Below are 23,225 nucleotides of genomic sequence, written 5' to 3'. Positions count from 1 at the left end.
GAACTGGTGTTTACTGAGTGAGTTCCCGCCAACCTTTCCGACCAAGTGCCAGTCCGAATGGAGGTAGCGCATCCAACTGCGCACCACATCCAGCGCAATCGTAAGCAAGGTATTCATCCCAGACTTTCAATTGCGACGGAACCCCTTCGACTTTGTAGCCCATTGCGTTGTAGGTTGAATCTTCGAAGGCACCGATGCTTTCGCCATCATCCAGCCCTACAAGGCCTTCTTGAATGTCGAATGCCATAATCCAGCCATCGCCGCCGCCTTTACACGGATCAACACTGGGGATCAGGGTACTCACATACACGTAATCGCCACGAATGACACCGTTAGTCACAATGCGTTCGCCACTGACTGGCAGATCTGCATACCAACCTGACTTGCTTTCGTAATCAACAGGATCACCTTCCGCGTAGCGAATAGTCTGGCTTACGCCATCAATTTGGCCGGTTCCCACAACCAGATCGCGCTCTACTAGGTTCGCCTCGGTAACCGTGGTCTTGGTGTCTGCAGTTTCAAGTACACCATAAAATGATTGCTCTGAAATGGAGCTGTTATCACTTCTCTCCAGGTACTTACCCGTTCCGAACAAAATCATCAAGTTCGGGTCTTTGCCTGATGAGGTAGACGGACCAACAGTCGGGGCGCCGGTAATCGGCTTGTTGACTGTGACATATGGACGCGCCGCACTTCCTGACTTATATGCAGAATCCCAACCGCCATTTCCTCCAACAGCAACCCACATGTTTCCGTCGAGGTCACCAGCGTATACCCGGTCCGCAATGTAGTCACTGGTATTGTCGATAACCGTGAGAGCCGACAGCCCGTCTCCATTTTCAAACTCTATATACTCGAAGTCGCCAGTATCCCAGGAGCCATCCAGCCCGCCTTCCATGTCCAGCATGAAGAAGCCAGTTGACCCTGTGTTGTAGCCGCTAGGCACAAAGGCAGTCCATCGATAGTCACCGCCGCCCCAGTCAGCCAGGGAAACGACTGGCGGCTGAACCAGATTGCCGAGTTTCTCATGGGTGAATTCCCAAAGGACGGTTGACTGCGCATTTGACTCTGAGAAGGAGTCCGGGTCGGTAATGTCCAGAGCAAAGATACCCGGTGCCCCCCCTCTGCCACCACCAATCAAAACGGTCTTCCATCCTGCATCAGATAGACCGCCCGCAGAATTTCTACCCTGGATATACATGTCAGTCACTCGAGTTTCGAGGTCCACATAGTATCGATGCTCATAGCTCGGCTGTGTTAGGTAGTGAAGACCTTCAGCGACTTCTGTGGAGTACATGAAGTCAGGAACGTATGCCAGGAGCTCCTCCCCGCCGTCTTCATCATTGGTGCCCTTGAAGGCATGCAACATCCCGTCGTTGGAGCCGGCATAAACAACCGGCGTCCTATCCTCGTTCGATTTCCGGAACACCGAATACTTGCCGTCGCCAAAGGCCGAACTGTTGGGCCACTCAGAATCCGGAGCGGCAACAAACCGCGGTGTCGAGTTCACGATAGAACCGAGGCGACTGCCACGCTTGCGGAAGTTAGTCAGATCTGTCTCGAACGAGCGGTCACCGCGCAGGTAGGCCAGACGATCCTCGGCCAACGCGGCGTTGCCGGTCGCCAAGTCAGCTTTCTGGTCAGCGGTCAATTCGTTCCAGCGGAAAGGTCGCCCTCTAGTACCGTCAAACGTAATGATGTTCCGGTCGTTTTCTGTCAGATCGCGGTTCTTCAGTTTTTCTCTCGCAGACCAGCCAGAAGCGCCTTCACCAGGGATCTGCGGCTCGCCCTCTTCGGACGCCTGAAGCTCGACAGCTTTGACGTCACCAGTCCAACCATTAGGATCAAACGCTGCGGAAAACAACAGCGAGCCTTCCTTGAAGGAGGTTATACTGAAATCCAGGCCCGTCGCCGAACCAGCACGAGCACTCGTATCATCAAGAATGCTCTTGATGGCGCTTTGATAGTCCTCCGCGCTGGAGGCACTGTAGAAACCTCCCCGGCTGTTTACCGTAGCATGCAGGAGATCATTGATCTTATCTTCGTTGGTGCTTCCGCCCCACCAGTCAACCTGAGTTCCGGTCAGTGCACTCTTAAACGCAGTTGTGGGGTCCACGGAGCCAGTTACGCCCAAACCAACCCCAAACGTCACCATATGTTGCCAAAAGGCCGGGTCACCAGGCTTCTGGAGGTCTTCAGTATCGGTGTCTTCCGAAACAGGAACATAGTTATCAATATCGGTTCGGAGATCCCGCTTCCAGTAATGCATTGCAATGTCGGCAAGGGAAACTCGACCGTTGTAACCATCAGAATATGGCGCTGACGGGAGATACTGGTATGGCGCGTTCAAACCGGTTGTGATGTTCGGCCCATTGGTGTCGTCGGCTTTTACGGTCAAGTCCGGATCGTAACTGCTGCCAGTATTGTAATAACCATCGGTCATCAGCAAAGCATAGCTAGGACGGCATTCCCGAGCGGGATTGGTCACAGCGTCTGGGGAGCGCGAAGGATCATCCACCCAGGCTCTGAGACTGTTTTCATAATATTGCCCCGCCCCTTCCAAGGCGCGCTGCAACGGAGTCGACCCGGAGGCATTACGTCCATAGAGCCACGTAAAAAACTGATCTTTCACATCTACATAGGGCCGCACGCCAGAGCGAACCGCACGAACTGAGGCTCCATCTACCGTGTTTCGACCGCGGTTGATTTCCCCCCAACCTAATCGAAGATCCTGAGAGACTCCCTCTTCTTCAAATGCTGCCGCAAATGCCGAACCCGTGCCGGCTTTGGCAAGCATCATCCTTGTGCGGTAGTAAGAAAACCAGTTGGCAAAGTTCTGACGCTGTGAGTCAGCATCCCCTGGAAACTCGCTATTGGGAATCGCTTTTCGATCCAGACAGGAGGACGTCACATTGCTGCCGCAAGAACCATCGGGCATGTAGACGAAGGCCTGACCTTTATTGGCGGCAGGGCTGACGGTGAAGCCACCAATCTGATACCAGTTCCCATAATAGTTCAGCCAACCACTATAGAAGTAGTCATCCATAATGGCCGTATATTCGTTAGACAGGTTTACATTAGAGCTGCCACTGGAGTAGCCATCCATTGGTGCATTGAAGAAATCGGCATTCGCGAATGAGGTCCCATCACTCCGAACTGGAGGCGCATAGTTCGTGTTGGGATTGTAGTAGATAGTGTTTGTCGCCGGAGAGACCAACTCTTCGTTGCCGCTCGTATCAAGACCGCAAAAATCCTCGCTGTCATAGACTATGTAACTGCTACAGTTGGGAAGCTGGCTGCCGCCACCGGTGACTCCGGGATTCACCAATTCATCTGGCATGAACCCCCACCTCATGGAGCCGGAGTCGTCCAGAATAAAGAGCATATTCGCTTCCACTGAGCCGCCCGAAAAAAGAGGTTGCTGAGCGAAATTCACTTCGGCATAGCCGGACGCCGGGACGCTGAGCAGCATACCTGCAGCCAGATGGGCCAATTTGGTTTTGGTCATCGAATTCATCCTTCGTTACCTCCCGCGGCAACCTGATCCGGATCGAAGAAATAGAAGCTTTCGATCATTTTTCGACTTTGTCCTGAGGGGCCATTGGCCATAACGACAACCCTCACTGTTTCCGCATCTGCGGACAGGGAACTGGATCCGCCAGCGGCGTCCCCCCGCCCTTGGTAGTTCAAGTTGCGGACAGATCCCTCAGCACCGCCAACGTTGAGACTCACCAGTCCGCGGTATTCAATAAAGTACCTCGGCGTAATTCCATCGACGGCGTTGGCGCTGAGCACTTCGCCCCCCTCGTTATCCCAGGTTCCATCATCGAAAACCGGGGGCGCGTAACCAATGTGATACCAACCATTCTTGTTACCGGTTCCGTCTGCATTGCCAAAGTTGTCCATATTTTTGAGATTACCCAGAATGGCCTCCGCCTCCCGCAAACCGGCCTCGGCGGCCTCCAATGCGAGAGCGCTTTCTCTTGACGCTGTGGACATCCGTTCCTGCATTATCGACCCTTGCATGGAAGAGGCGCCGAGTATCGACATGATCAGCAAAATAACTAGCGACATCATCAGTGCGACGCCGCTTTGTGTTTTGATTGATATGTTCATCACCACCTCTCTAGCGTGACGCGTTTCGGACGTTCATGGTGAAGTTGTAAACCCGGTACAGCCGGTTATCGGGTGCCTGGAAATTGGGGCCGCCAGCACAGTCTGCCCAGCGCGGGAAACAAAGCGATTGCGCTCCATCGAAAAGGTTATTATCGCCCCCTCGCACAAGCAAACTTACCTCGACAGCCCGTACATTGTTCCAGTTGACGGCACCTGTTGACTCGGTCCAGTTATTCACCGGGTTGTTCGCAGTGTTAGAGGTGCCCATTCTGACCCGCATATCGAACACTCCCTCTACCAACTCCACTGGCGCCTGGTTAGGCACAAGCCTCATGAGTGCTCTCTCACCGGTCACATTACTGGTCCCGACGTACAGCGTCCGGTTGTATGGGCGCAGAATCTGAGCACCTGCCCCATAACTATTAGAGAGACAGTTCGTGCAGCCGTTGTCCAAAAAGTTATTGCCCGGATCATCTTCTCCGCTGTTTGAGACCACGGTAATTTCAGCGCCACCGCCACCACCCTGCTGGATATTTGAAATCTGGAAAATATCCGTACCGGTGCAATCGGAAATTGCAATGATATCGTTGACTTGCAAACCACCACGCTCATTCACTTCGAGAGATGCGGACGTTTCGGGCCCCATAGTCGAAATCTCATTGCCGTTGTTTTCCATGCCGGAGAACCGAATAAAATGAGTGCCTGCAACGGCTCCAGCTGGGCGTTCCGCATTCCTGGATGAGATAGGGGCGTCGATGTCGAATTCATGGGCATCGGCATCGAACGCTTCGTCAGTGTCGTCGAGATTGTTAACGACGTTTTCGATGTTACAGCCGAAGTATCCGGCGCCTCGAATTTCACGGCCCAGAATTTCTGAGGCGATTCGCCCATATTCCTGTGTGCGTGCAGTCGCCTCCGTAATCCGAAATGACAGATTATTGGAGTTAAAAATCTGGAACAGACCAACCGTCAACAGGGTTGCCAACACAAGCGCGACCATCAGCTCGACGATCGACAAACCTGCCTGTCGCTGAAACGTCATTCTCTGTACCTCACATTTAAGCTGAAGGACCCGGTGACTTCTTCTTTCTCGCCTGACTCACCACCTTCCGCAGATCCTGCGCCGGGATCCAGTCGGTTCATTCTCTCAACCCACTGCACGGAAATCACAGCGGCATTGCCGCCATTTGCCTCAACTGACCCAGTACTTCCTGGTCCCAAGTCGTTCTTCAACTGAGACTCCCAGTCCTCAACTTCGCCAGCGGCGGGCATGCCACGAATGGAACGGATGTATTCCGCCATCGTCTGGGTGTGCATGATGGCAACTGAGCGACTATCAGCTGCTGCAGTCTGCTGCATTGACACCGTCTGCAACCCGGCAACGCCAAGCAAACCAATCGCCATAATGATCAGTGCAATCAGCACTTCAATCATCGTAAAGCCGGAAGAAGCTCTTCTATGCCGATTCAAATCACTCATCGACCTTCCCTCTCGAAACTGACTTAAGAACATGCCGGGGCAACCTGATCGCGGGAAGTCTGTCCGCCAGCATTCACAACCACTGACACACCGGCCTCTCCGTTTCCTGGGCAAACCTGATAAACCGTTGAAGCACCGTTCTGCTTCATCCCATTACCGCTAAAAGTGGGGTCGACCCCTCCCGTTCGCGACAAGGTCACACTCCCTGGCATTGGTTCGATCCTGCGGATGACCGTATTGACATCGGAAGCCAAGACAACTCGCAAGCCATTATTGTAGGCTCCGCCCACGGGTAAGACCTGAACCGGCTCGCCCCTGCGCACAGCCTCTGAGCGCGCAAAATTGAGAATCCCGATAACACTGTTTGCCGCAGATGTCTGGCGATTTGCTTCAATCAACCCGCGAAACCCAGGGACGGCAACAGCAGCTGTAATCGCAATCAAAGCGATGACTACCATCAGCTCAACCAGCGTAAACCCGGCGTTTTTTCGTTTTGTCGTCATAGTTTCCTTCCACTTTGACCTATCATGAGAATAGCCAGGGATACACCCTGTCTCTACAGGCATCTGACAAATGGCTTCTTTCCAGGGATGAACGGTGTCCTATGTAGCACAATGTGACAGCAATCACACAGCTTCGGGGACGCTTAGTTCGGAGGTATGACTGGCTTCAGCGCGAACCCAGTCATCAGAAAAGTTGGACCACGAGGTAAGGGTCCGAAAGGACAACGAGTGGCTTTAATCTATTTCTGTAGCCTCTATCCGCAGCTCCCGCGGCATAGAGAACACAATATTCTCCTCACGCCCGGCAATTTCCTCCGGAACGCTGCCGCCAAGCTCTCGCAGACGGGTAATAACTTCATTCACCAGAACCTCGGGGGCAGAGGCTCCCGCAGTAACCCCAACCGAAGTCTTCCCTTCCAGCCAGGCGGGATCGATCTGTGAGGCCTCATCAATCAGATAGGCCGGCGTGCCCATTCTCTCGGCGAGCTCACGCAAGCGGTTCGAGTTGGAGCTGTTCGGAGAACCCACAACCAGCATCAAATCACAATCGCCCGCTAACTGCTTCACGGCATCCTGGCGGTTCTGGGTGGCGTAGCAGATATCGTCCTTGCGAGGGCCCTGGATCTCCGGGAACTTTGCGCGGAGCGCGTCAATGACGCGGGCGGTATCGTCCATGGACAGGGTGGTCTGGGTAACGTAGGAGAGCTTACCGGGGTCTTTAACCTCCAGGTTAGCCACGTCCTCCTCGTTTTCGACGAGGTAGATTTCGCCACCATTGCTATGGTCGTACTGCCCCATGGTGCCTTCTACTTCCGGATGGCCGTGGTGGCCGATCAGCACGCATTCCCTGCCATCGCGACTGTAGCGCATGACTTCGAGGTGGACTTTGGTAACCAGCGGGCAAGTCGCGTCGAAGACTTTCAGGCCGCGGCGGGCAGCTTCATTCTGTACCGCCTGGGAAACGCCGTGGGCGCTGAAGATAACGAGTTTGTCGTCCGGCACTTCGTCCAGCTCGTCCACGAAAACGGCGCCACGGTTGCGCAGGTTATCCACGACAAATTTGTTGTGGACCACCTCGTGCCTAACGTAGATAGGCGCCCCGAAAACGTCCAGCGCCCGGTTTACAATTTCGATGGCGCGGTCCACGCCGGCACAAAAACCTCGGGGATTGGCGAGTCGGATCTGCATATCAACCTGCTATTCTGGTTAGTGGGCCGGGCCTGCCGGTTCCACGTCGATGATTTCTACTTCAAACGTCAGTGTACGCCCTGCCAGGGGGTGATTGAAATCCACCTCAACTTCGTCACCTTCTACACGGCTGACAACACCGGGCAACTCGCTCTGGCGCGCGTCGGCAAAGGAAATCATTACGCCGGGTTCCAGCACCATATCGGGGCTGAACTCATGGCGCTTGAACGTCTGTACGTTATTCGGGTTGTGCTGGCCAAAGGCTTTCTCGGGCGGCACCTGGAAGCTGTCTCTGTCGCCAGCTTTCATACCCATCAGGTAGGCCTCGAAATTCTCCGGCAGGTTGTCATCGCCGATTTCCAGGGAGGCCGGCTCCTTCTCAAAGGTCGAATCAATCACTTCGCCATCCGGGAACTTCAGGGCGAAGTGCAGTTTTACCCGGGTACCCTTGTCGACAGGCAGTTCATTCATAAGAGTTACTCACTCCTTTGCGCATCCCCATCCGAATCGGCGGGTTTGCGGAACATATCAAGTATCATCATGGCGGCACCGATGGTGATCGCGGTGTCGGCCAGGTTAAAGGCGGGGAAGTGCCAGTCCTGCCAGTAAAAGTGCAGGAAATCGACCACGTAGCCGTGCACCACCCGATCGTAGACGTTGCCCAAGGCGCCGCCGAGTATCAGTACGATGGCAATGGCAGTCCAGGTCTCATGACGCTGGAGGTTTTTCAGCCAGTAGATCAGTACCACGCTGACCACCAGCGCCAGGGTTACAAAGAACCAGCGTTGCCAGCCGGCAGCTTCGGCCAGGAAGCTGAACGCTGCGCCGGTGTTGTGAAGCAGCGTCAGATTGAACATGGGTATAACCGGCACAGGGTCGCCATAGGTCAGTATAGCCGTGGCCATGGCCTTCGTGCCGAGATCCAGAGCGATCACCAGTACCGCCAGCCAAAGCCACTTCAGTTTGCTTCCGGTGACCTGCTCCGTCATGGTCGCGTCCATCAGGCGTAGGCGCGGGCTTCGCCGGGCCCTTCCACGTTGGTCACACAGCGACCACAGAGATCGTCGTACTTGGCATTACGGCCGACGTCTTCCCGGTGGTGCCAGCAGCGCTCGCACTTGGTGTGAGCGGCGGGCGTCACCTTCACGCGGAGACCTTCATGGGAGGTCATTTCCGCATCGCCCGCTTCTGAAACCGGTTTGACACTGGCCTCGGAAGTAATCAGAACAAACCGCAGCTCCTCACCCAGGTGCTTCAGATCGGCAGCCAGGTCGCCTTCGCAGAACAGAGTCACCTCGGCACTGAGCGAACCTTTGATTTCACCCCGAGCCCGGGCTTCCTCAAGGCACTTGTTGACGGCCTCTTTCACACTGTACATCTCGCGCCAGTAGTCGCGGCCAAGCTCTGCGTTGTCCGGCAACGCGGTGAGGCCTTCGTACCAGGTTTCATAGAACACGGTATCGCTGCGCTTACCCGGCAGATGCTGCCAGATTTCATCAGCGGTGAAGCTGAGAATCGGGGCGATCCAGCGAACGAGGGCTTCGGCCACGTGGTACAGGGCTGTCTGGCAGGAACGACGCGCCAGACTGTCGGCCTGGGTGGTGTACTGGCGATCCTTGATGATATCCAAATAGAAGCCGCCCAGGGTGGCTTCACAGAAGTTGTACACCTTCTGGTAAATCCGCAGGAAGGCGTAGTTGCCATAGTCCTCATCCAGCTCTTCCTGCAATTGCAGGGCACGGTCCACCATCCAGCGATCCAGCGCGATCATGTCTTCCGGCGCGACCATATGCTGCTCCGGATCGAATCCGGTCAGGTTGCTCAGCAGGAAGCGGGAGGTGTTCCGGATCCGGCGGTAACCATCGGCGGTCTGGCGCAGGATGTCCTTGGACACGGTCATTTCGCCGCTGTAGTCGGTTGCGGCCACCCACAAGCGCAGGATGTCGGCGCCCAGCTCGTTCATGACTTCCTGGGGTGCAATGACGTTGCCCAGGGATTTGGACATCTTGTGGCCCTTGCCATCGACGGTAAAGCCATGGGTCAGAACCTGCCTGTAAGGCGCCACGCCATTCATGGCGATGGAGGTTTTCAAGGACGACTGGAACCAGCCACGGTGCTGGTCTGAGCCTTCGAGGTACATATCCGCCGGGAACTGGCCCAGTTCCTCGCGTACCCGCAGGACCGACTCGTGGGTGACACCGGAATCGAACCAGACATCCAGGGTATCCGTTACCTTCTCATACTGCTCGGCATCACTGCCCAGCAGGGAAGACGCGTCCAGCTCGTACCAGGCATCGATACCACCCTCTTCGATCTGTTTGGCCACCTGCTCAATCAGGTTCTGGGTGTCCGGGTGCAGCTCCTGGGTTTCCTTGTGGATAAACAGGGTGATTGGCACGCCCCAGGTCCGCTGACGGGAGATGCACCAGTCCGGCGACTGGTTGAACATGGCTTCGATACGGTTCTTACCCCAGGACGGCACCCAACGTACACCCTGGATCGCTTCAAGGGCATCAGCGCGCAGGTTTTCCTTATCCATGCTGATAAACCACTGGGGTGTGGCCCGGTAAATCAGCGGGGTCTTGGTACGCCAGCAGTGGGGATAGCTGTGACGGAACTTTTCGGAGCGGACCAGCTTGCCCTCGCGCTCGAGGGCGCTGCAAACCGGCTCATCGGCCTTGTAAACGTGTACACCGGCCAGCTCACCGGCGGCCGAAGTGTAGGTGCCATCCGCCTGAACCAGATTGATGGTGCCGATGTTGTAGGCCTTGCCTACCTCAAAGTCTTCCATACCGTGATCGGGCGCGGTATGAACGGCGCCGGTACCGGCGTCGGTGGACACGTGATCACCCAGGATCACTGGCACCTGCTTGTCGTAGATCGGGTGCTGGAGAACCAGATTCTCAAGAGCCGCGCCAGCGCAGGTTGCCAGCACTTCGTAGCTCTCAACTTGCCAGCGGGCCATGATGCCATCGACCATGTCGGCAGCCAGGATCATCCGCTCCGGGCCGTGCCCGACATCGGTCTGTACCAATGCATAGTCCAGATCGGCATTAAGGGAAACGGCCTGGTTAGCGGGAATGGTCCAGGGCGTGGTGGTCCAGATAACCACGGACACATCGCCATTGCCATTATCGGTGCCGAACAGTGACAGGGCTTTTGCCTGGTCAACCGCGGTGAAGCGCACATCGATCTGGGTCGAGGTCTTGTCCTGGTATTCAACCTCGGCCTCTGCCAGTGCGGACTGACCCACCACACTCCAGTAAACCGGCTTGTAACCACGCACGAGGTGGCCCTTGGCGACAATCTTGCCCAGGGCACGAACAATACCCGCCTCAACTTTGGGATCCATGGTCAGGTAGGGTTTATCCCACTCCCCCATTACGCCCAGGCGGATGAAATCGGTTTTCTGACCGGCAATCTGCTTGGTGGCGTAGTCGCGACAGGCCTGGCGGAAGGTCTTGTAATCCACCTTCACACCGGCTTTGCCAATCTCCTGCTCCACCTTGTGCTCGATCGGCAGACCATGACAGTCCCAGCCCGGCACGTAAGGCGCATCATAGCCCATGAAGCTGCGGGACTTGACGATCATGTCCTTGAGAATCTTGTTGACCGCGTGACCAATGTGAATGCTGCCGTTGGCGTAAGGAGGGCCATCATGAAGGATGAACTTTTCCCGCCCTTCACGCTGCTTGCGCAGGTTGCCGTAGACGTCGAGATCCTGCCAGCGCTTGAGCATTTCCGGCTCGCGCTTGGCCAGGTTGCCGCGCATGGGGAAGGCGGTTTCCGGCAGATTCAGGGTGTGCTTGTAGTCGCTCATGGTTTGTGTGCGTACTCTTTTGGTCTTGGTCAGTTTGAGTCAGTCATTAATTCGTTGGGGCGCAGCCGGGCGTTTCAATCCGCGCTTTTCACAGAGCCGTTTTCGGCAATCCACGCTCGGGCATGGTCAAAATCCCGGGCAATCTGATCTTTCAGCTCGTCCACAGAACCGAATTTTTCCTCGTCCCGCAGGCCATGCCGGAACACAACCTCCAGGTGCTGGCCATAAAGTGTGCCAGCAAAGTCAAACAGGTGCACTTCCAGTGAGGGCCGCTTGCCGTCAACAGTCGGACGTACACCAATATTGGCAACGCCATCGAATCGGGCGCCGTCGTCCAGGGTGGCGGCAACCACATAGACACCGCGCAGGGCGGGTGTCCGATGTAACAGAATATTCGCGGTTGGCGCACCAATCTGGCGCCCCAGTTGGCGGCCATACACGACCCTCCCCCGGATTCGGTAGGGGTGGCCCAGCAGCGATTCGGCTTTCTCGAGCCCATTCACCGTGAGTAAATCCCTGACACGTGTGCTGCTTACTCGCTCGCCGTCGACGGTTACTGTCAGGGTATTCTCGACGGAAAATCCGGCGTCGTATCCAACTTTCTCGAGAAGCGCGAAATCGCCCGCCCGATCACAGCCAAAACGGAAATCATCGCCGACCACCAGGTGACGAACGGCCAATCCATGGATCAGAACATCGTCGATAAAGCCCATGGCCGAATAACTACGGAACGCCTGGTTGAAGCGCAGGCACAGCACAATATCGATGCCTTCCGCCAGCAGGGCCTCGAACTTCTGACGAAATCCCATCAGCCTCGGCGGCGCCTCCCTGCCCTGAAAAAACTCCCGGGGTTGGGGCTCGAAAATCATCACCACCGAGGGCACGCCCAGAGCCTTGGCCTTGCTTTTGACCTGATCAATAATGGTCTTGTGCCCAAGGTGCACACCGTCGAAGTTACCGATGGTGGCGACACACCCGTTGGCGAGCGGTGAATCCTCCCGACGGGAAAGCATTTTCAGGTTGGTCAGGCCCCGGATCAGACGCATGCAATGCGAACCTTCAATTGCCAGCTAGCTTTCAGCGCTCACTTTTACCGCAACGCTGGTGAGAAAACGCGCGATTATACCTTACCTGTGGCGGAAATGTCTTACCCGAACCCCGGCCAGCGCCAGTGCAACGAAGTACACGGCGACACCCGCCGCTACCAGCATCGCCATGTCCGCTGCACGCTGATAGCCTCCGTTTGCCAGCCACACCGACACCGGGGCGTTGAGCCAGACAATGACGGCCGCCAGGGCACCGTTGGCAAAAAGCAGCTGTAGCAGAAACCGGGGCCAGCCGGGCTGGCTCTGCCAGGCCCCTTCCTTACGCAGTCCGCGCCAAAGAAGGTAGCCATTCAACCAGGCCGATATTGAGGTGGCCAGCGCGAGGCCGGCATGGGCCAGCGGGAAAATGAGAATCAGGTTGAACACCATGTTTGCCACCATGGCAATGATGCCGATCTTGACCGGGGTTTTGGTGTCTTCTCTTGCGAAAAACCCCGGCGCCAGAACCTTGATGAGCATGAACGCCAGCAATCCTGCGGAATAGGCTCGCAAGCTCTGCGCCGACATGGCCACATCCCGGTCGGTAACCGCGCCATAGTGGAACAGGGTGGCAATCAGCGGCTCGGCCAACAGCGCAAGCGCCAGGGCAGCCGGAAGACCAATCAAAAGGACCGCCCGAACCGCCCAATCCAGGGTGGCGGCGAACTGGTCCGCTGACGCCGCTGCGTGTTTACGGGAAAGGCTCGGCAGAATAACCGTCGCAATGGCTATCCCGAACACGCCGAGGGGCAATTCCGAGAGCCGATCAGAGTAATACAACCAGGAAACGCTGCCGGTCTGGAGAAAGGACGCCAGAACCGTATCAAGCAACAGGTTGATCTGGCTGACGGACACCCCGAACAGCGCAGGCGCCATCAGCTTGAGAATCCGGCTGACACCTTCGTGGCGATAATCCACACGAGGCCGTGGCAGCAGGCCCAATCGCATCAGAAACGGCAGCTGAAAAAACAACTGCAGGGCGCCGGCAATGAAAACACCCCAGGCCAGAGCCATCACCGGCTCATCCATCAGCGGCGTCAACCAGATGGCCGCCGCAATCATCGCCAGATTGAGAAGAACCGGGGTAAACGCGGGTACCGCAAAGCGATCGTAACTGTTGAGGATGCCACCAGCAAAGGCCGTCAGGGATATCAGCAACAGATACGGAAAGGTGATGCGCAACATATCGCTGGTCAGCGCAAATTTCACCTCATCATCCAGGAAACCAGGGGCAAAGACCGCCGTCAGCACCGGCGCCCCGAGAATGGCCACCAGCGTGACGCCCAACAGCACCAAACCGAGGGAGCCAGCCACCGCATTGACCAGCCGCTGAACGTCCGAGAGCGACTGATTCTCCCGATAGGATGACAGGACAGGCACAAAAGCCTGGGAGAAGGCGCCTTCTGCAAATAGCCGACGCAGGAAATTCGGAATCTTGAAAGCCACAAAAAAAGCATCGGCACCGGCACCGGCACCGAAATAGCGAGCGATGACCATATCCCGAACCAGACCCAGCACCCGGGACAGCATGGTCATAATACCGACGAGCCCCGACGATCTGAGCAGTCCTGGCGGCTTGGGTAATTGCTTCTGTTCAGGCGTTGATTCAGGTTCCGACGACATGCAGGCCCTTGCTTGGCATTCTGGATATCCTTTTGGCGCTCGTATTTCGGGAAGTACCTGCTTCCCGGTCAAGCCCGCGTTCAGTGAGCCGCGAGTTTACCACAGGCCTTCTGTGTCGGGGCATGAAATGGGTTTTAGCCTTGACATTTGAAGGTTTGAGCGGCATAGTTCCGCGTCATTTATTTCGACGCGCTGGTTTTGGCGCGCCCGCGATGTAACGAATCATTCAGCAACGAATTTGAGATTTTCAGGAGTTTTACGGTGGCAAATTCCCCGCAAGCCAAGAAGCGCGCACGTCAGAACGAGAAGAACCGCAAGCACAATGCAAGCCTGCGTTCCATGGCTCGTACTTATGTGAAAAAGATCCAATCCAAGATCGAAGCCGGCAACTACGAAGAAGCCCAGGCCGCTTTCCAGCAGGCTCAGCCGATTCTGGACAGCATGGTCAACAAAGGCATCTTCGCGAAGAACAAGGTTGCTCGTAGCAAGAGCCGCCTGAGCGCCAAGATCAAGGCCCTGAAGAGCGCCTAATTAGCTCGATTCAGGCAAAAAAACCGGCCATCTGGCCGGTTTTTTTATGGACGAGCGATTATCACACAATCACCAGATTGTCCCGGTGGATCATCTCCTCGCCTGACATATAGCCAAGGATCTCGGTAATCCGGTCACTAGAGCGGCCGGCAATGGCCCTGGCTTCGTCGGCGTCGTAATTAACCAGCCCCCGGGCGATTTCACGACCACTCTGGTCGAAGCAGGACACCATCTCGCCACGGCGAAACTGCCCCGACACACCTTTAACACCCACCGGCAGAAGACTGCGGCCACCCAGGCACAGCACTTTCACCGCACCATCATCCAGAGTCAGCCTGCCACGGGTCTGCAGGTGGCTGGCGAGCCATTGCTTTCGGGCAGCAATCCGGCCCTGCTCCGGCAATAACAGAGTACCGATTACATCACCCTGCCGCAGGCGACCAATCACGCCCTCAATGCGACCACCAACGATGACGGTGAAAGCCCCCGACCGGGCAGCAAGACGCGCAGCACGCAACTTTGTCTGCATGCCGCCGCGCCCGAGAACACCGGCGCCGCCACCCGCCATGGCATCCAGTTCGCGATCGCCGGCCCTGCGCTCGGTCACCAGACAGGCATCCGAATGCTTCCTGGGATCCTTGTCAAAAAGGCCCAGCTGGTCAGTGAGGATAATCAGGCCATCCGCCTCAATCAGATTGGCAACCAGGGCGCCCAGGGTGTCGTTATCGCCAAACCGGATCTCGTCGGTAACCACAGTGTCGTTTTCGTTCACAATGGGCACGACACCGAGGTTCAGCAGGGCTCTGAGGGTTCCCCGGCCATTCAGATAACGCTTGCGGTCCGAGAGGTCGTCATGAGTCAACAGAATCTGGGCGGTATGGATATCGTGCCGTTTGAACTGGGCCTCCCAGGTCTGCACCAGACCCATCTGACCAACTGCTGCAGCAGCCTGCAACTCATGGAGCTGCTCTGGCCGGACAGTCCAGCCAAGACGACTCATTCCCTCGGCGACGGAACCAGAGGAAACGACAACCACCTCCACGCCATCTTCAATAAGCTCGGCGATCTGATCCACCCACAAACCCAGGGCCGCCACATCCAGGCCACGACCATCGTTGGTCAGCAAAGCGCTTCCGATCTTGATAACCAGGCGACGGGCCTGGCGCAGCTGTAGGCGTTCAGTCATGGTGCTTGAGCGATCTCTCTGGTATCAGTCCTTGGTTTACTCCGGGGCGTAGACCACTTCGACATCGTAATCATCATCGTCAAGGTCGTCGTCATCGTCCTCTTCGCGGGCCGCGCGGCGTGCCTGACGCTCGGCTTCAATACGGGCGCGAGCTTCGTCGTCCATCTGCCGGCGACGTTGGGCCTCCCGCTCCGCGAATTCCGGATTCTGGGCCTCTTCCTCAGCCTGCTCTTCGATCCAGCGCATGACGGCCTGAGCCAGGGACTTGGTGCCCTCGCCACTGAGCGCAGAGATCCAGAAAACCGGCCCTTCCCATCCGAGCTCATCGACAATGGCTTGACAATGAGCATCGCGATCTTCTTCGGCCACCATGTCGACCTTGTTCAGTACGAGCCATCTCGGACGGTTGGCCAGAGTTTCGCTGAACTTCTCAAGCTCATGCTCGATCGCTCTAACCGCATCGGCGGGCGACGAGCCATCGTACGGTGCCACATCCACAAGGTGCAGCAGTAGACGGGTGCGCACGAGATGCTTCAGGAAGCGGATACCCAGGCCGGCACCTTCGGCGGCACCTTCAATCAGACCCGGGATATCGGCAATCACGAAACTCTGGTGCGCCTGTACACTGACAACACCAAGATTGGGTACCAGCGTGGTAAACGGATAGTCCGCAACCTTCGGGCGAGCCGCCGACACCGAACGGATAAAGGTAGACTTGCCAGCATTGGGCATGCCCAGCAAACCCACGTCCGCCAGCACCTTCAACTCCAGCCTCAGGTTACGCAACTCGCCCTCGGAACCCTTGGTAGTCTGGCGCGGGGCGCGATTCACCGAGGATTTGAAACGGGTGTTGCCAAGACCATGAAACCCGCCCTGGGCCACCTTGAGGCGCTGGCCGGCGTGGGTCAGATCTCCCAGGACCTCATGGGTATCCATATCAACAACGGTGGTACCGACCGGAACCGGCAGAACCAGATCTTCGCCTTTATTACCGGTACAGTTGCGGCCAGAACCGGGCTCGCCGTTCTGGGCTTTGTGTTTGCGCTGGAACCGGTAGTCGATCAGCGTGTTCAGCGACTCCTCGGCTTCCAGATATACGGAACCACCATCGCCCCCGTCGCCGCCATCGGGGCCACCCTTGGGAACGTATTTTTCTCGCCGGAAGCTCAGGCAGCCGTGACCGCCCTTGCCGGCTTCCACAATGATGGTGGCTTCGTCTACGAATTTCATGAATCAACCCTTTGCGCCATGCGCATAAACTAAAAAGCCCCGCAGCCTCTAGGAAGCTTTGCGGGGCTCCGGATGGTTCTGAGAACCTGATAATATCAGGATATCAGCGCCACCCAAGGTTCGACAGAACCGGATCGCCGCTGCTTAAGCAGCCGGAACGATGCTCACGAACTTACGGCTCTGCGGGCCTTTGGTTTCGAACTTCACCTGGCCGTCTGCTTTCGCAAACAGGGTGTGGTCCTTGCCAATGCCAACATTGCTACCAGCGTGGAAACGAGTGCCACGCTGACGGATGATGATGCTGCCTGCAGATACAGTCTCGCCGCCAAAGCGCTTCACACCAAGTCGTTTCGACTCGGAATCGCGACCGTTACGGGTACTACCTGCTGCCTTTTTATGAGCCATTACCAGCCTCCTTATTTAAGGGGTAATTCGAGAGCCTCAGCCCTTGATACCCGTGATCTTGACTTCAGTAAACCACTGACGGTGGCCCTGACGCTTCATGTGATGCTTACGACGACGGAACTTGATGATCTGAACCTTGTCGTGACGGCCGTGGCTAACCACTTCTGCGGTCACTTTGGCACCATCAACTACCGGCGCGCCTACCTGAACCTTGTCGCCGTCGGCGATCAGCAGAACGCGATCAAACTCAACGTTGCCACCGGTTTCAACTTCCAGCTTTTCCAGCTTCAGGGTTTCGCCTTCTTTTACACGGTGCTGCTTGCCACCGCTAACAATAACTGCGTACATTCACTCGTTCTCCACGATTGACCCATCCCTGCTCTTATCCACCTGGTTCTAAGGGAGGCGCTCTGGCGACCCTATAGCAGGGAGCGCAGGTTGGGATGAGTTGGGCGCGTGATTGTACGAAAAGACGCACCGCAACACAAGCCAAGTTGACACTACCTTCGGCAATACCTAGCATTGCCGCGACCTGCCTTTAATATCAACGATCGTAACGACGATAACACCAGCAAGGGATCCACAAGCCGCATGACAGCCCAGCGCATTTACGACACCGTGGCCGACGACTTCAGCCGCGTTAATGATCTGATCATCCAGCGGCTTTCGTCAGATGTTCCCCTGGTGGAGAAAATCGCCCAGTACATCATTGAAAGCGGCGGCAAGCGCTTGAGACCGTTACTGGTTCTGCTTTCCAGCCAGGCCGCCGGTTACGAGGAAAACGACCACCTCAAGCTCGCAGCCGTGATCGAATTCCTGCACACCGCCACCCTGCTGCACGATGATGTAGTAGACACCTCGGACATGCGCCGCGGCCGAAGCACCGCCAACGCCCGCTGGGGCAACGCGCCAAGCGTTCTGGTAGGTGATTTCCTCTACGCCCGCGCTTTCGAGATGATGGTGGAGCTGAAAAGCCTGCGAATCATGGACGTTTTGTCCCACGCCACGGCGGTAATCGCCGAGGGCGAGGTTATGCAACTGATGAACGTGAAAAACCCGGACCTCACCGAAGAGCAGTACATGAAGGTCATCCACAACAAGACTGCCATGCTGTTCGAAGCCGCCTCCCACACCGGCGCACTGCTTGCCCACGCCAGTGCAGAGCAGGAGCTGGGCCTGAAAGACTACGGCAAGCATCTGGGCCTGGCTTTCCAGCTGGTGGACGATGTCCTCGATTACCAGGGCGACGCCGAAGCCATGGGCAAAAACGTGGGCGACGATCTGGCTGAAGGCAAGACCACACTGCCGCTGATCCACGCCATGAGCCATGGCACCGGGGAAGAACGGCAGTTGATCCGTCAGGCCATCCGCAAGGGCGGCCTGGACGATCTGCCCCGCATCCTGGATATCGTTGAGCGCTCAGGCGCAATCGAATACACCATGGCAAAAGCGCGGGAGCAGGCGGAACTGGCCCAGACCTGCCTTCTATCCCTTCCAGACTCAGGCCATAAAGAAGCCATGGAACTGCTGACCGAGGTCGCAGTCGCGAGAGTTAGCTAAGCGACTCACGCCCGTGGGGTGAGTCAAAGTCCAGCTTCGGACCAACCGGTACTATCTGAGTCGGGTTGATGGTTCTCTGGCTTACGTAGTAGTGGCGTTTGATCTGATCAATATCCACGGTCTCCGCCACGCCTGGCACCTGGTAGAGGTCCCGAACATAGGCTGAAAGCGCCGGGAAATCGCTGATCCGCTGGCGGTTGCACTTGAAGTGGCTGTAATACACTGCATCAAACCGGATCAACGTGGTGAACAACCGCCAGTCAGCCTCGGTCAGCCGGCCACCGACCAGATACCGTTGAGAAGACAACCGCTCCTCAAGCCAGTCGAGAGAATCAAACAGCGCATTGTAGGCTTCCTCGTACTTATCCTGCGCAGTGGCAAAGCCCGCCTTGTAAACGCCATTATTAACCGTGTCGTAAACCCGGGCGTTCACAGTATCAATCTCTTCTTGCAGCTCCCCGGGATAGAAATCCAGATCGGTGCGAACACCCTCAAGGCCATCAAATGCCGAATTGAACATCCGGATGATTTCGGCAGACTCGTTGCTCGCAATCGTTTCTTTCTTTTTATCCCACAAGGTCGGCACTGTTACCCGGCCAGAATATTCCGGTGCAGCCTTGGTGTAGACCTGATGCATGAAGCGGAATCCATGGAGATGGTCCCGGTGCTGCTCGCTGTCCGGCCGGAATTCCCAGCCGTTTTCAACCATGTCAGGGTGCACCACTGACACCGAAATGTGCTTCTCCAGACCTTTAAGCTTCCGGAAAATCAACGTCCGGTGCGCCCAGGGGCAGGCCATTGAAACATAGAGATGATAGCGCCCTGATTCCGCCTTGAAACCGCCTTCGCCATCCGGCCCCGGCGAGCCATCGGCGGTCACCCAGTTCCGGAAACGCGCTGCTTCCCGTTCAAACTTGCCACCAGTCTTGTCGGTGTCATACCACTTGTCGTGCCATTTGCCATCAATCAGCAGGCCCATAAAGCCCTCCCGTTAAAATTCCTGAACATGATGAAATCAATACAGGCAGAATACCGGGGACCCTGCTACGCTCTCAAACAAGCATTTCTGGCCAACAACCTCAGATAATTCGAACATGCATACAGCCATCACCATTGACGCCCTCAAAGTCCTTGATGCCATTGACCGCAAAGGCAGTTTCGCCGGTGCCGCCAACGAACTGTTCCGGGTTCCCTCCGCCATCAGTTACACCGTGCAGAAGCTGGAAGAGGACCTGAATGTCGCCATTTACGACCGAACCGGTCACCGCGCCCGACTGACACCGGCCGGCCGCTACCTTCTGGAAGAGGGTCGCACACTGCTCGAGGCGGCAGAAAACCTCGCGCACACCACACGCCAGGTCGCCCAGGGCTGGGAAACGCGGTTACGGATCGGGTTCAACTCACTGCTGCCGGCGGAATGCCTGTTTCCGGCAATCCAGGAATTCTATGAGCTGGGCGTACCGGTAGATGTACAAATTGTGGAAGAGGTCTTTGCCGGAACCTGGGATGCTCTGCAAAGCCGCCGCGTGGATCTGATCATCGGCGCCGATAATTTCAGCAAGCCTGCGGGAAACTACACAACCCAATCCCTGGGCGACATGACATTCGTATTCGCCGTTGCCGCCGATCACCCCCTGGCCGATGCCCAAGCCCCGCTTTCCGAGGAAGATATCTCCCGTTATCCGGCAGCCGTCGCTGCAGATACATCAAGGTCCCTGCCTCCGGGCCACGCCGGCATATTCCACCGCCAGCGAACCCTGACGGTGGCCAATATTGACCAGAAGATCGCCATACAGGTAGCCGGCCTCGGCGTGGGATGGTTACCAAGGGCACGAATCAGCGCAGAACTGAAGGAAGGCAAACTGGTCATCAAGGAAGTTCAGGAATCGCGCCAACCAATCAAACTGCACCTGGCCAGGCATGCCGAGGACCAGGGCAAGGCCCTGATGTGGTTCTGGGACCGACTCAGCGCGGAGGGAGCCGTTTCAGACTGGCTAACAGGCTGAAAATAAAGCAAATGGTATGACTCCAACTCGGAGTCATACCAGGCAAATGAGTCAACCGTTTGACCCGACACTTCGTTTATACTGCAGCTGAAACCAACGCCGAAGGGAGCTCTCTGATGCGGCAACTGTCGGAACTGGATGCCTCGTTCCTGTATCTCGAGTCGGAAACGACACCGATGCACATCGGAGGCATCTACCTCTTCGATGCTTCCGAAAGGGAGAAACCGCTGGCCTTCAGCACCTTTGTCGCCTACCTTCGAAGCCGCCTGCATGTTGTGCCGGTTTTCCGGCAACGCCTGAAAGAAATTCCCCTGCGCCTGGGCCGCCCCTACTGGATTGATGACCCCGATTTCAGCATCGAGCGCCACCTCGCCTACGTTAATCTTGGCGAACACGGCCGCAAGGCAAGCCTGATGACGCTGGCCTCACGGATTCTGGAAGAACCTCTGAAAAGGGACCGCCCGCTGTGGCACATCACCTTCGTAGACGGTTTCAAACTGGACGAGGAGGACACCGGCAGTGATGGCTTCGCTTTGATCGTCAAATTGCACCACGCTGCCATCGACGCATTCAGTGGCGAGGAGATTATTGGCAAACTGCTGGAGTATACGCCCGAGCCCAGCCCGATTGCGCCACCTCGACCCTGGCAGCCCAGACCAGAACCCTCGGAAGAACGGGTCATGCTTCAGGCCGGTGCGAACATCATTCGCACGCCACTGCAGTTCACCTCTCTGGCGTTCAACGCAGCCGAGGCGACAGCCCGGGGACTGATCCAGAAGCAATTACGCAAACTGCCCCTCCCGCTGCCCCTGTTTTCCGCCCCAAACAGCCCTTTCAATCGGCAGATTACGGCAAATCGGCAGATTGTCGCCGCCAGCGTGGAGCTTTCGCGCCTGAAGGCGATCAAGGCGTTTCTCGGGGACGTAACACTGAACGATGTGGTTTTGGGCCTTTGTGCCGAGGCCCTGAAGCGCTATCTGATCAGCGAGGGCGCGAATGCCGACAAGTCCCTGGTGGCAATGACACCGATTTCGGTTCGTTCCAACAGCCTGCGCCGAGCCACCGGGAACCAGATGTCTGCCATGCTGCTGGATCTGGCGACCGATGAAACCAATCCTGCCCAGCGGATACGGCGCATACACTGGAACGCGGTTGCCTCGGAGCCCTACCGGGAGGCTATTGCTGCAGATCGGCTGACGGAACTGCTGCCTTCAACCATGCTGGCGCTGTCCGCAAGACTTTACTCGGAATTGCAAATTGCCCAGCGTTACCAGCCAGTATTCAATCTGCCAATCACCAACGTTCCCGGACCACAGGTTCCACTGTATCTGCAGGGTGCACGCCTGGTTCAGCAATACAATACGGCGCCGCTGTTCGACAGTATGGGACTGGTGATTGTAGCGGTGAGCTATGAGGGAAGGCTGACACTGAATTTCACCACCTGCCCCGATGTGGTGGCCCAAGGAGAGTCATTGCAGGCTCACGTGGATGAAAGCCTCAACGCCATTGAAGCAGCCATGGAACGGCTCGGAACAGAGGAAACCAAAGAACCCATCGCAGCCTCCCCAACACAGACCCTCGCAGATGATGCCATGACCGCGATGGAGGGCCTTCTCAAGAAAGCCCTGAAACGTTTCCGGGCCTGAACGGGCCGCGGAAACGCTCAAGCAAGTCTCGGGTTATTCGAACGCCCAACGAAGAAACGCCTTCTTCTCCTCATCACTCGCTGTTTCCCAGATGGCTTTGAGCAGTTCAAGCGCATTATCACCGCTAACCGGCGTGCCGTCGGACGAAGACGCCGGAATCGGCGTGCGGGAAGCGGCCATTTGCTCTTCCCCATCCCAAACGGTTGAGCTTGCCACGGTCATTCCGGCAGAAGAAACGATAGCAGCGGAGAACTCCGGCATTTCCTGCTCGGCTTCCTGACGAGACTCCGGCTGATCAAAGTCGAAACGATAGGTTTCACCGGCTTCTGCTTCGAAACGAACAACCTGGGGCTCGCTCTCAATTACGTGAACTTTCGATTCTCCGTTTCTGACCACGGTGCTTTTCGCCCAGATCGTCTTGTAGACAAAAACAACCTCGTTTTCGCCGGGAAGCAAAGCGTAGTCGAGCGCCAGGTCGTCCATCAGGAAGTTGGTCATAACGCGGCCATTCACCCGGGTCACCCGGATTTCGCCTGGCGCCTCAAGCGTGGCGGCATTGGACGCTGCCGCCGGGTTGCCTTCCCAGGTTTCCACAACGCTGACACTGGAAGCACATCCCGCCAGAGACAATACAGCCACTGCAACCAGTCCAGCGCGAACGCGTGCGACAGCTCGACGCCAACCCTGTCCTGTTGATTGAAAAACACGGATCACATGAGAAATGTTCATTTAGTCTCCTTGGCATGAGGATGGAAATGGCGTCAGGCTGGCGCCAGTTTCGTAGCATTCTGACGAGTGCATCTGACAAGGGCAAGACAACAGCGCGCTTTGGCGGCCCATTCCGGAT

At 56.7% G+C, this 23,225-nt stretch carries 21 protein-coding genes; 4 read left to right on the top strand and 17 right to left on the bottom strand.

Annotated features, from left to right (window positions below; translation table 11 throughout):
• Nucleotides 1-10: 10 nt before the first annotated feature.
• The 11 genes from HP15_RS02590 to murJ form a co-directional block, all read right to left on the bottom strand.
• Entirely contained in the window at nt 11-3,508 is a 3,498-nt protein-coding gene (locus tag HP15_RS02590) for a pilus assembly protein (RefSeq protein ID WP_014576066.1), read from the bottom strand.
• A 5-nt stretch (nt 3,509-3,513) separates the two neighbouring features.
• Nucleotides 3,514-4,116, bottom strand: coding sequence for a pilus assembly PilX family protein (locus HP15_RS21630; protein ID WP_049784452.1), 603 nt, complete (start codon nt 4,114-4,116; stop codon nt 3,514-3,516).
• A 10-nt stretch (nt 4,117-4,126) separates the two neighbouring features.
• Complete coding sequence (locus HP15_RS02580) at nt 4,127-5,158, bottom strand: PilW family protein (RefSeq protein ID WP_014576064.1); 1,032 nt, start codon at nt 5,156-5,158, stop codon at nt 4,127-4,129.
• A complete protein-coding gene (pilV, locus tag HP15_RS02575) occupies nt 5,155-5,595 on the bottom strand; it encodes a type IV pilus modification protein PilV (RefSeq protein ID WP_085987841.1) in 441 nt (146 codons plus the stop codon). Before pilV ends, HP15_RS02580 begins: the two co-directional genes overlap by 4 nt.
• Before the next feature lie 23 nt (nt 5,596-5,618).
• The gene (locus HP15_RS02570; RefSeq protein WP_049784451.1) at nt 5,619-6,098 is read right to left on the bottom strand and encodes a GspH/FimT family pseudopilin; all 480 of its coding nucleotides are present in this window, start codon (nt 6,096-6,098) and stop codon (nt 5,619-5,621) included.
• 234 nt (nt 6,099-6,332) lie between these two features.
• Complete coding sequence (gene ispH / locus HP15_RS02565) at nt 6,333-7,286, bottom strand: 4-hydroxy-3-methylbut-2-enyl diphosphate reductase (protein WP_014576061.1); 954 nt, start codon at nt 7,284-7,286, stop codon at nt 6,333-6,335.
• 18 nt (nt 7,287-7,304) lie between these two features.
• Nucleotides 7,305-7,757, bottom strand: coding sequence for an FKBP-type peptidyl-prolyl cis-trans isomerase (fkpB, locus tag HP15_RS02560; RefSeq protein WP_014576060.1), 453 nt, complete (start codon nt 7,755-7,757; stop codon nt 7,305-7,307).
• A gap of 5 nt (nt 7,758-7,762) precedes the next feature.
• The gene (lspA, locus tag HP15_RS02555; protein ID WP_014576059.1) at nt 7,763-8,287 is read right to left on the bottom strand and encodes a signal peptidase II; all 525 of its coding nucleotides are present in this window, start codon (nt 8,285-8,287) and stop codon (nt 7,763-7,765) included.
• Nucleotides 8,287-11,106, bottom strand: coding sequence for an isoleucine--tRNA ligase (ileS, locus tag HP15_RS02550; protein ID WP_014576058.1), 2,820 nt, complete (start codon nt 11,104-11,106; stop codon nt 8,287-8,289). Before ileS ends, lspA begins: the two co-directional genes overlap by 1 nt.
• A gap of 74 nt (nt 11,107-11,180) precedes the next feature.
• Nucleotides 11,181-12,152, bottom strand: a complete 972-nt coding sequence (ribF, locus tag HP15_RS02545; RefSeq protein WP_014576057.1) for a bifunctional riboflavin kinase/FAD synthetase — start codon at nt 12,150-12,152, stop codon at nt 11,181-11,183.
• An 81-nt stretch (nt 12,153-12,233) separates the two neighbouring features.
• Nucleotides 12,234-13,814, bottom strand: coding sequence for a murein biosynthesis integral membrane protein MurJ (murJ, locus tag HP15_RS02540; protein ID WP_081449808.1), 1,581 nt, complete (start codon nt 13,812-13,814; stop codon nt 12,234-12,236).
• A 261-nt stretch (nt 13,815-14,075) separates the two neighbouring features.
• On the opposite strand from murJ, the gene rpsT reads away from it, so the two are divergent.
• Nucleotides 14,076-14,345, top strand: a complete 270-nt coding sequence (rpsT, locus tag HP15_RS02535; protein WP_008170735.1) for a 30S ribosomal protein S20 — start codon at nt 14,076-14,078, stop codon at nt 14,343-14,345.
• A gap of 61 nt (nt 14,346-14,406) precedes the next feature.
• On the opposite strand, the gene proB is transcribed toward rpsT, so the two are convergent.
• From proB to rplU, 4 genes are all read right to left on the bottom strand, one after another.
• On the bottom strand, nt 14,407-15,531 hold the full coding sequence (gene proB, locus HP15_RS02530) for a glutamate 5-kinase (protein ID WP_014576055.1): 1,125 nt from the start codon (nt 15,529-15,531) through the stop codon (nt 14,407-14,409).
• 36 nt (nt 15,532-15,567) lie between these two features.
• The gene (gene cgtA, locus HP15_RS02525; protein ID WP_014576054.1) at nt 15,568-16,761 is read right to left on the bottom strand and encodes an Obg family GTPase CgtA; all 1,194 of its coding nucleotides are present in this window, start codon (nt 16,759-16,761) and stop codon (nt 15,568-15,570) included.
• Between the two features lie 144 nt (nt 16,762-16,905).
• Nucleotides 16,906-17,166: a 50S ribosomal protein L27 gene (gene rpmA / locus HP15_RS02520; RefSeq protein ID WP_008170742.1), complete on the bottom strand. Its 261-nt coding sequence runs from the start codon at nt 17,164-17,166 to the stop codon at nt 16,906-16,908.
• 36 nt (nt 17,167-17,202) lie between these two features.
• On the bottom strand, nt 17,203-17,514 hold the full coding sequence (rplU, locus tag HP15_RS02515) for a 50S ribosomal protein L21 (RefSeq protein WP_008170744.1): 312 nt from the start codon (nt 17,512-17,514) through the stop codon (nt 17,203-17,205).
• A 243-nt stretch (nt 17,515-17,757) separates the two neighbouring features.
• Here rplU and ispB point away from each other — a divergent pair, with 243 nt between their 5' ends.
• Nucleotides 17,758-18,726, top strand: a complete 969-nt coding sequence (ispB, locus tag HP15_RS02510; protein ID WP_014576052.1) for an octaprenyl diphosphate synthase — start codon at nt 17,758-17,760, stop codon at nt 18,724-18,726.
• Here ispB and HP15_RS02505 read toward each other — a convergent pair.
• A complete protein-coding gene (locus tag HP15_RS02505) occupies nt 18,719-19,705 on the bottom strand; it encodes a glutathione S-transferase family protein (protein WP_014576051.1) in 987 nt (328 codons plus the stop codon). The genes ispB and HP15_RS02505 overlap by 8 nt on opposite strands.
• A gap of 115 nt (nt 19,706-19,820) precedes the next feature.
• Between HP15_RS02505 and HP15_RS02500 the strand changes: the two genes are divergently transcribed.
• Nucleotides 19,821-20,732: a LysR substrate-binding domain-containing protein gene (locus tag HP15_RS02500; RefSeq protein WP_014576050.1), complete on the top strand. Its 912-nt coding sequence runs from the start codon at nt 19,821-19,823 to the stop codon at nt 20,730-20,732.
• A gap of 116 nt (nt 20,733-20,848) precedes the next feature.
• A complete protein-coding gene (locus HP15_RS02495) occupies nt 20,849-22,378 on the top strand; it encodes a WS/DGAT/MGAT family O-acyltransferase (protein WP_041644951.1) in 1,530 nt (509 codons plus the stop codon).
• 33 nt (nt 22,379-22,411) lie between these two features.
• On the opposite strand, the gene HP15_RS02490 is transcribed toward HP15_RS02495, so the two are convergent.
• Nucleotides 22,412-22,972, bottom strand: a complete 561-nt coding sequence (locus HP15_RS02490; RefSeq protein ID WP_373274858.1) for a DUF2057 family protein — start codon at nt 22,970-22,972, stop codon at nt 22,412-22,414.
• Between the last annotated feature and the right edge of the window lie 253 nt (nt 22,973-23,225).

It is taken from the genome of Marinobacter adhaerens HP15 (assembly GCF_000166295.1).
Taxonomy (GTDB): domain Bacteria; phylum Pseudomonadota; class Gammaproteobacteria; order Pseudomonadales; family Oleiphilaceae; genus Marinobacter; species Marinobacter adhaerens.
This window is presented reverse-complemented; position numbering and strand designations above follow the sequence as displayed.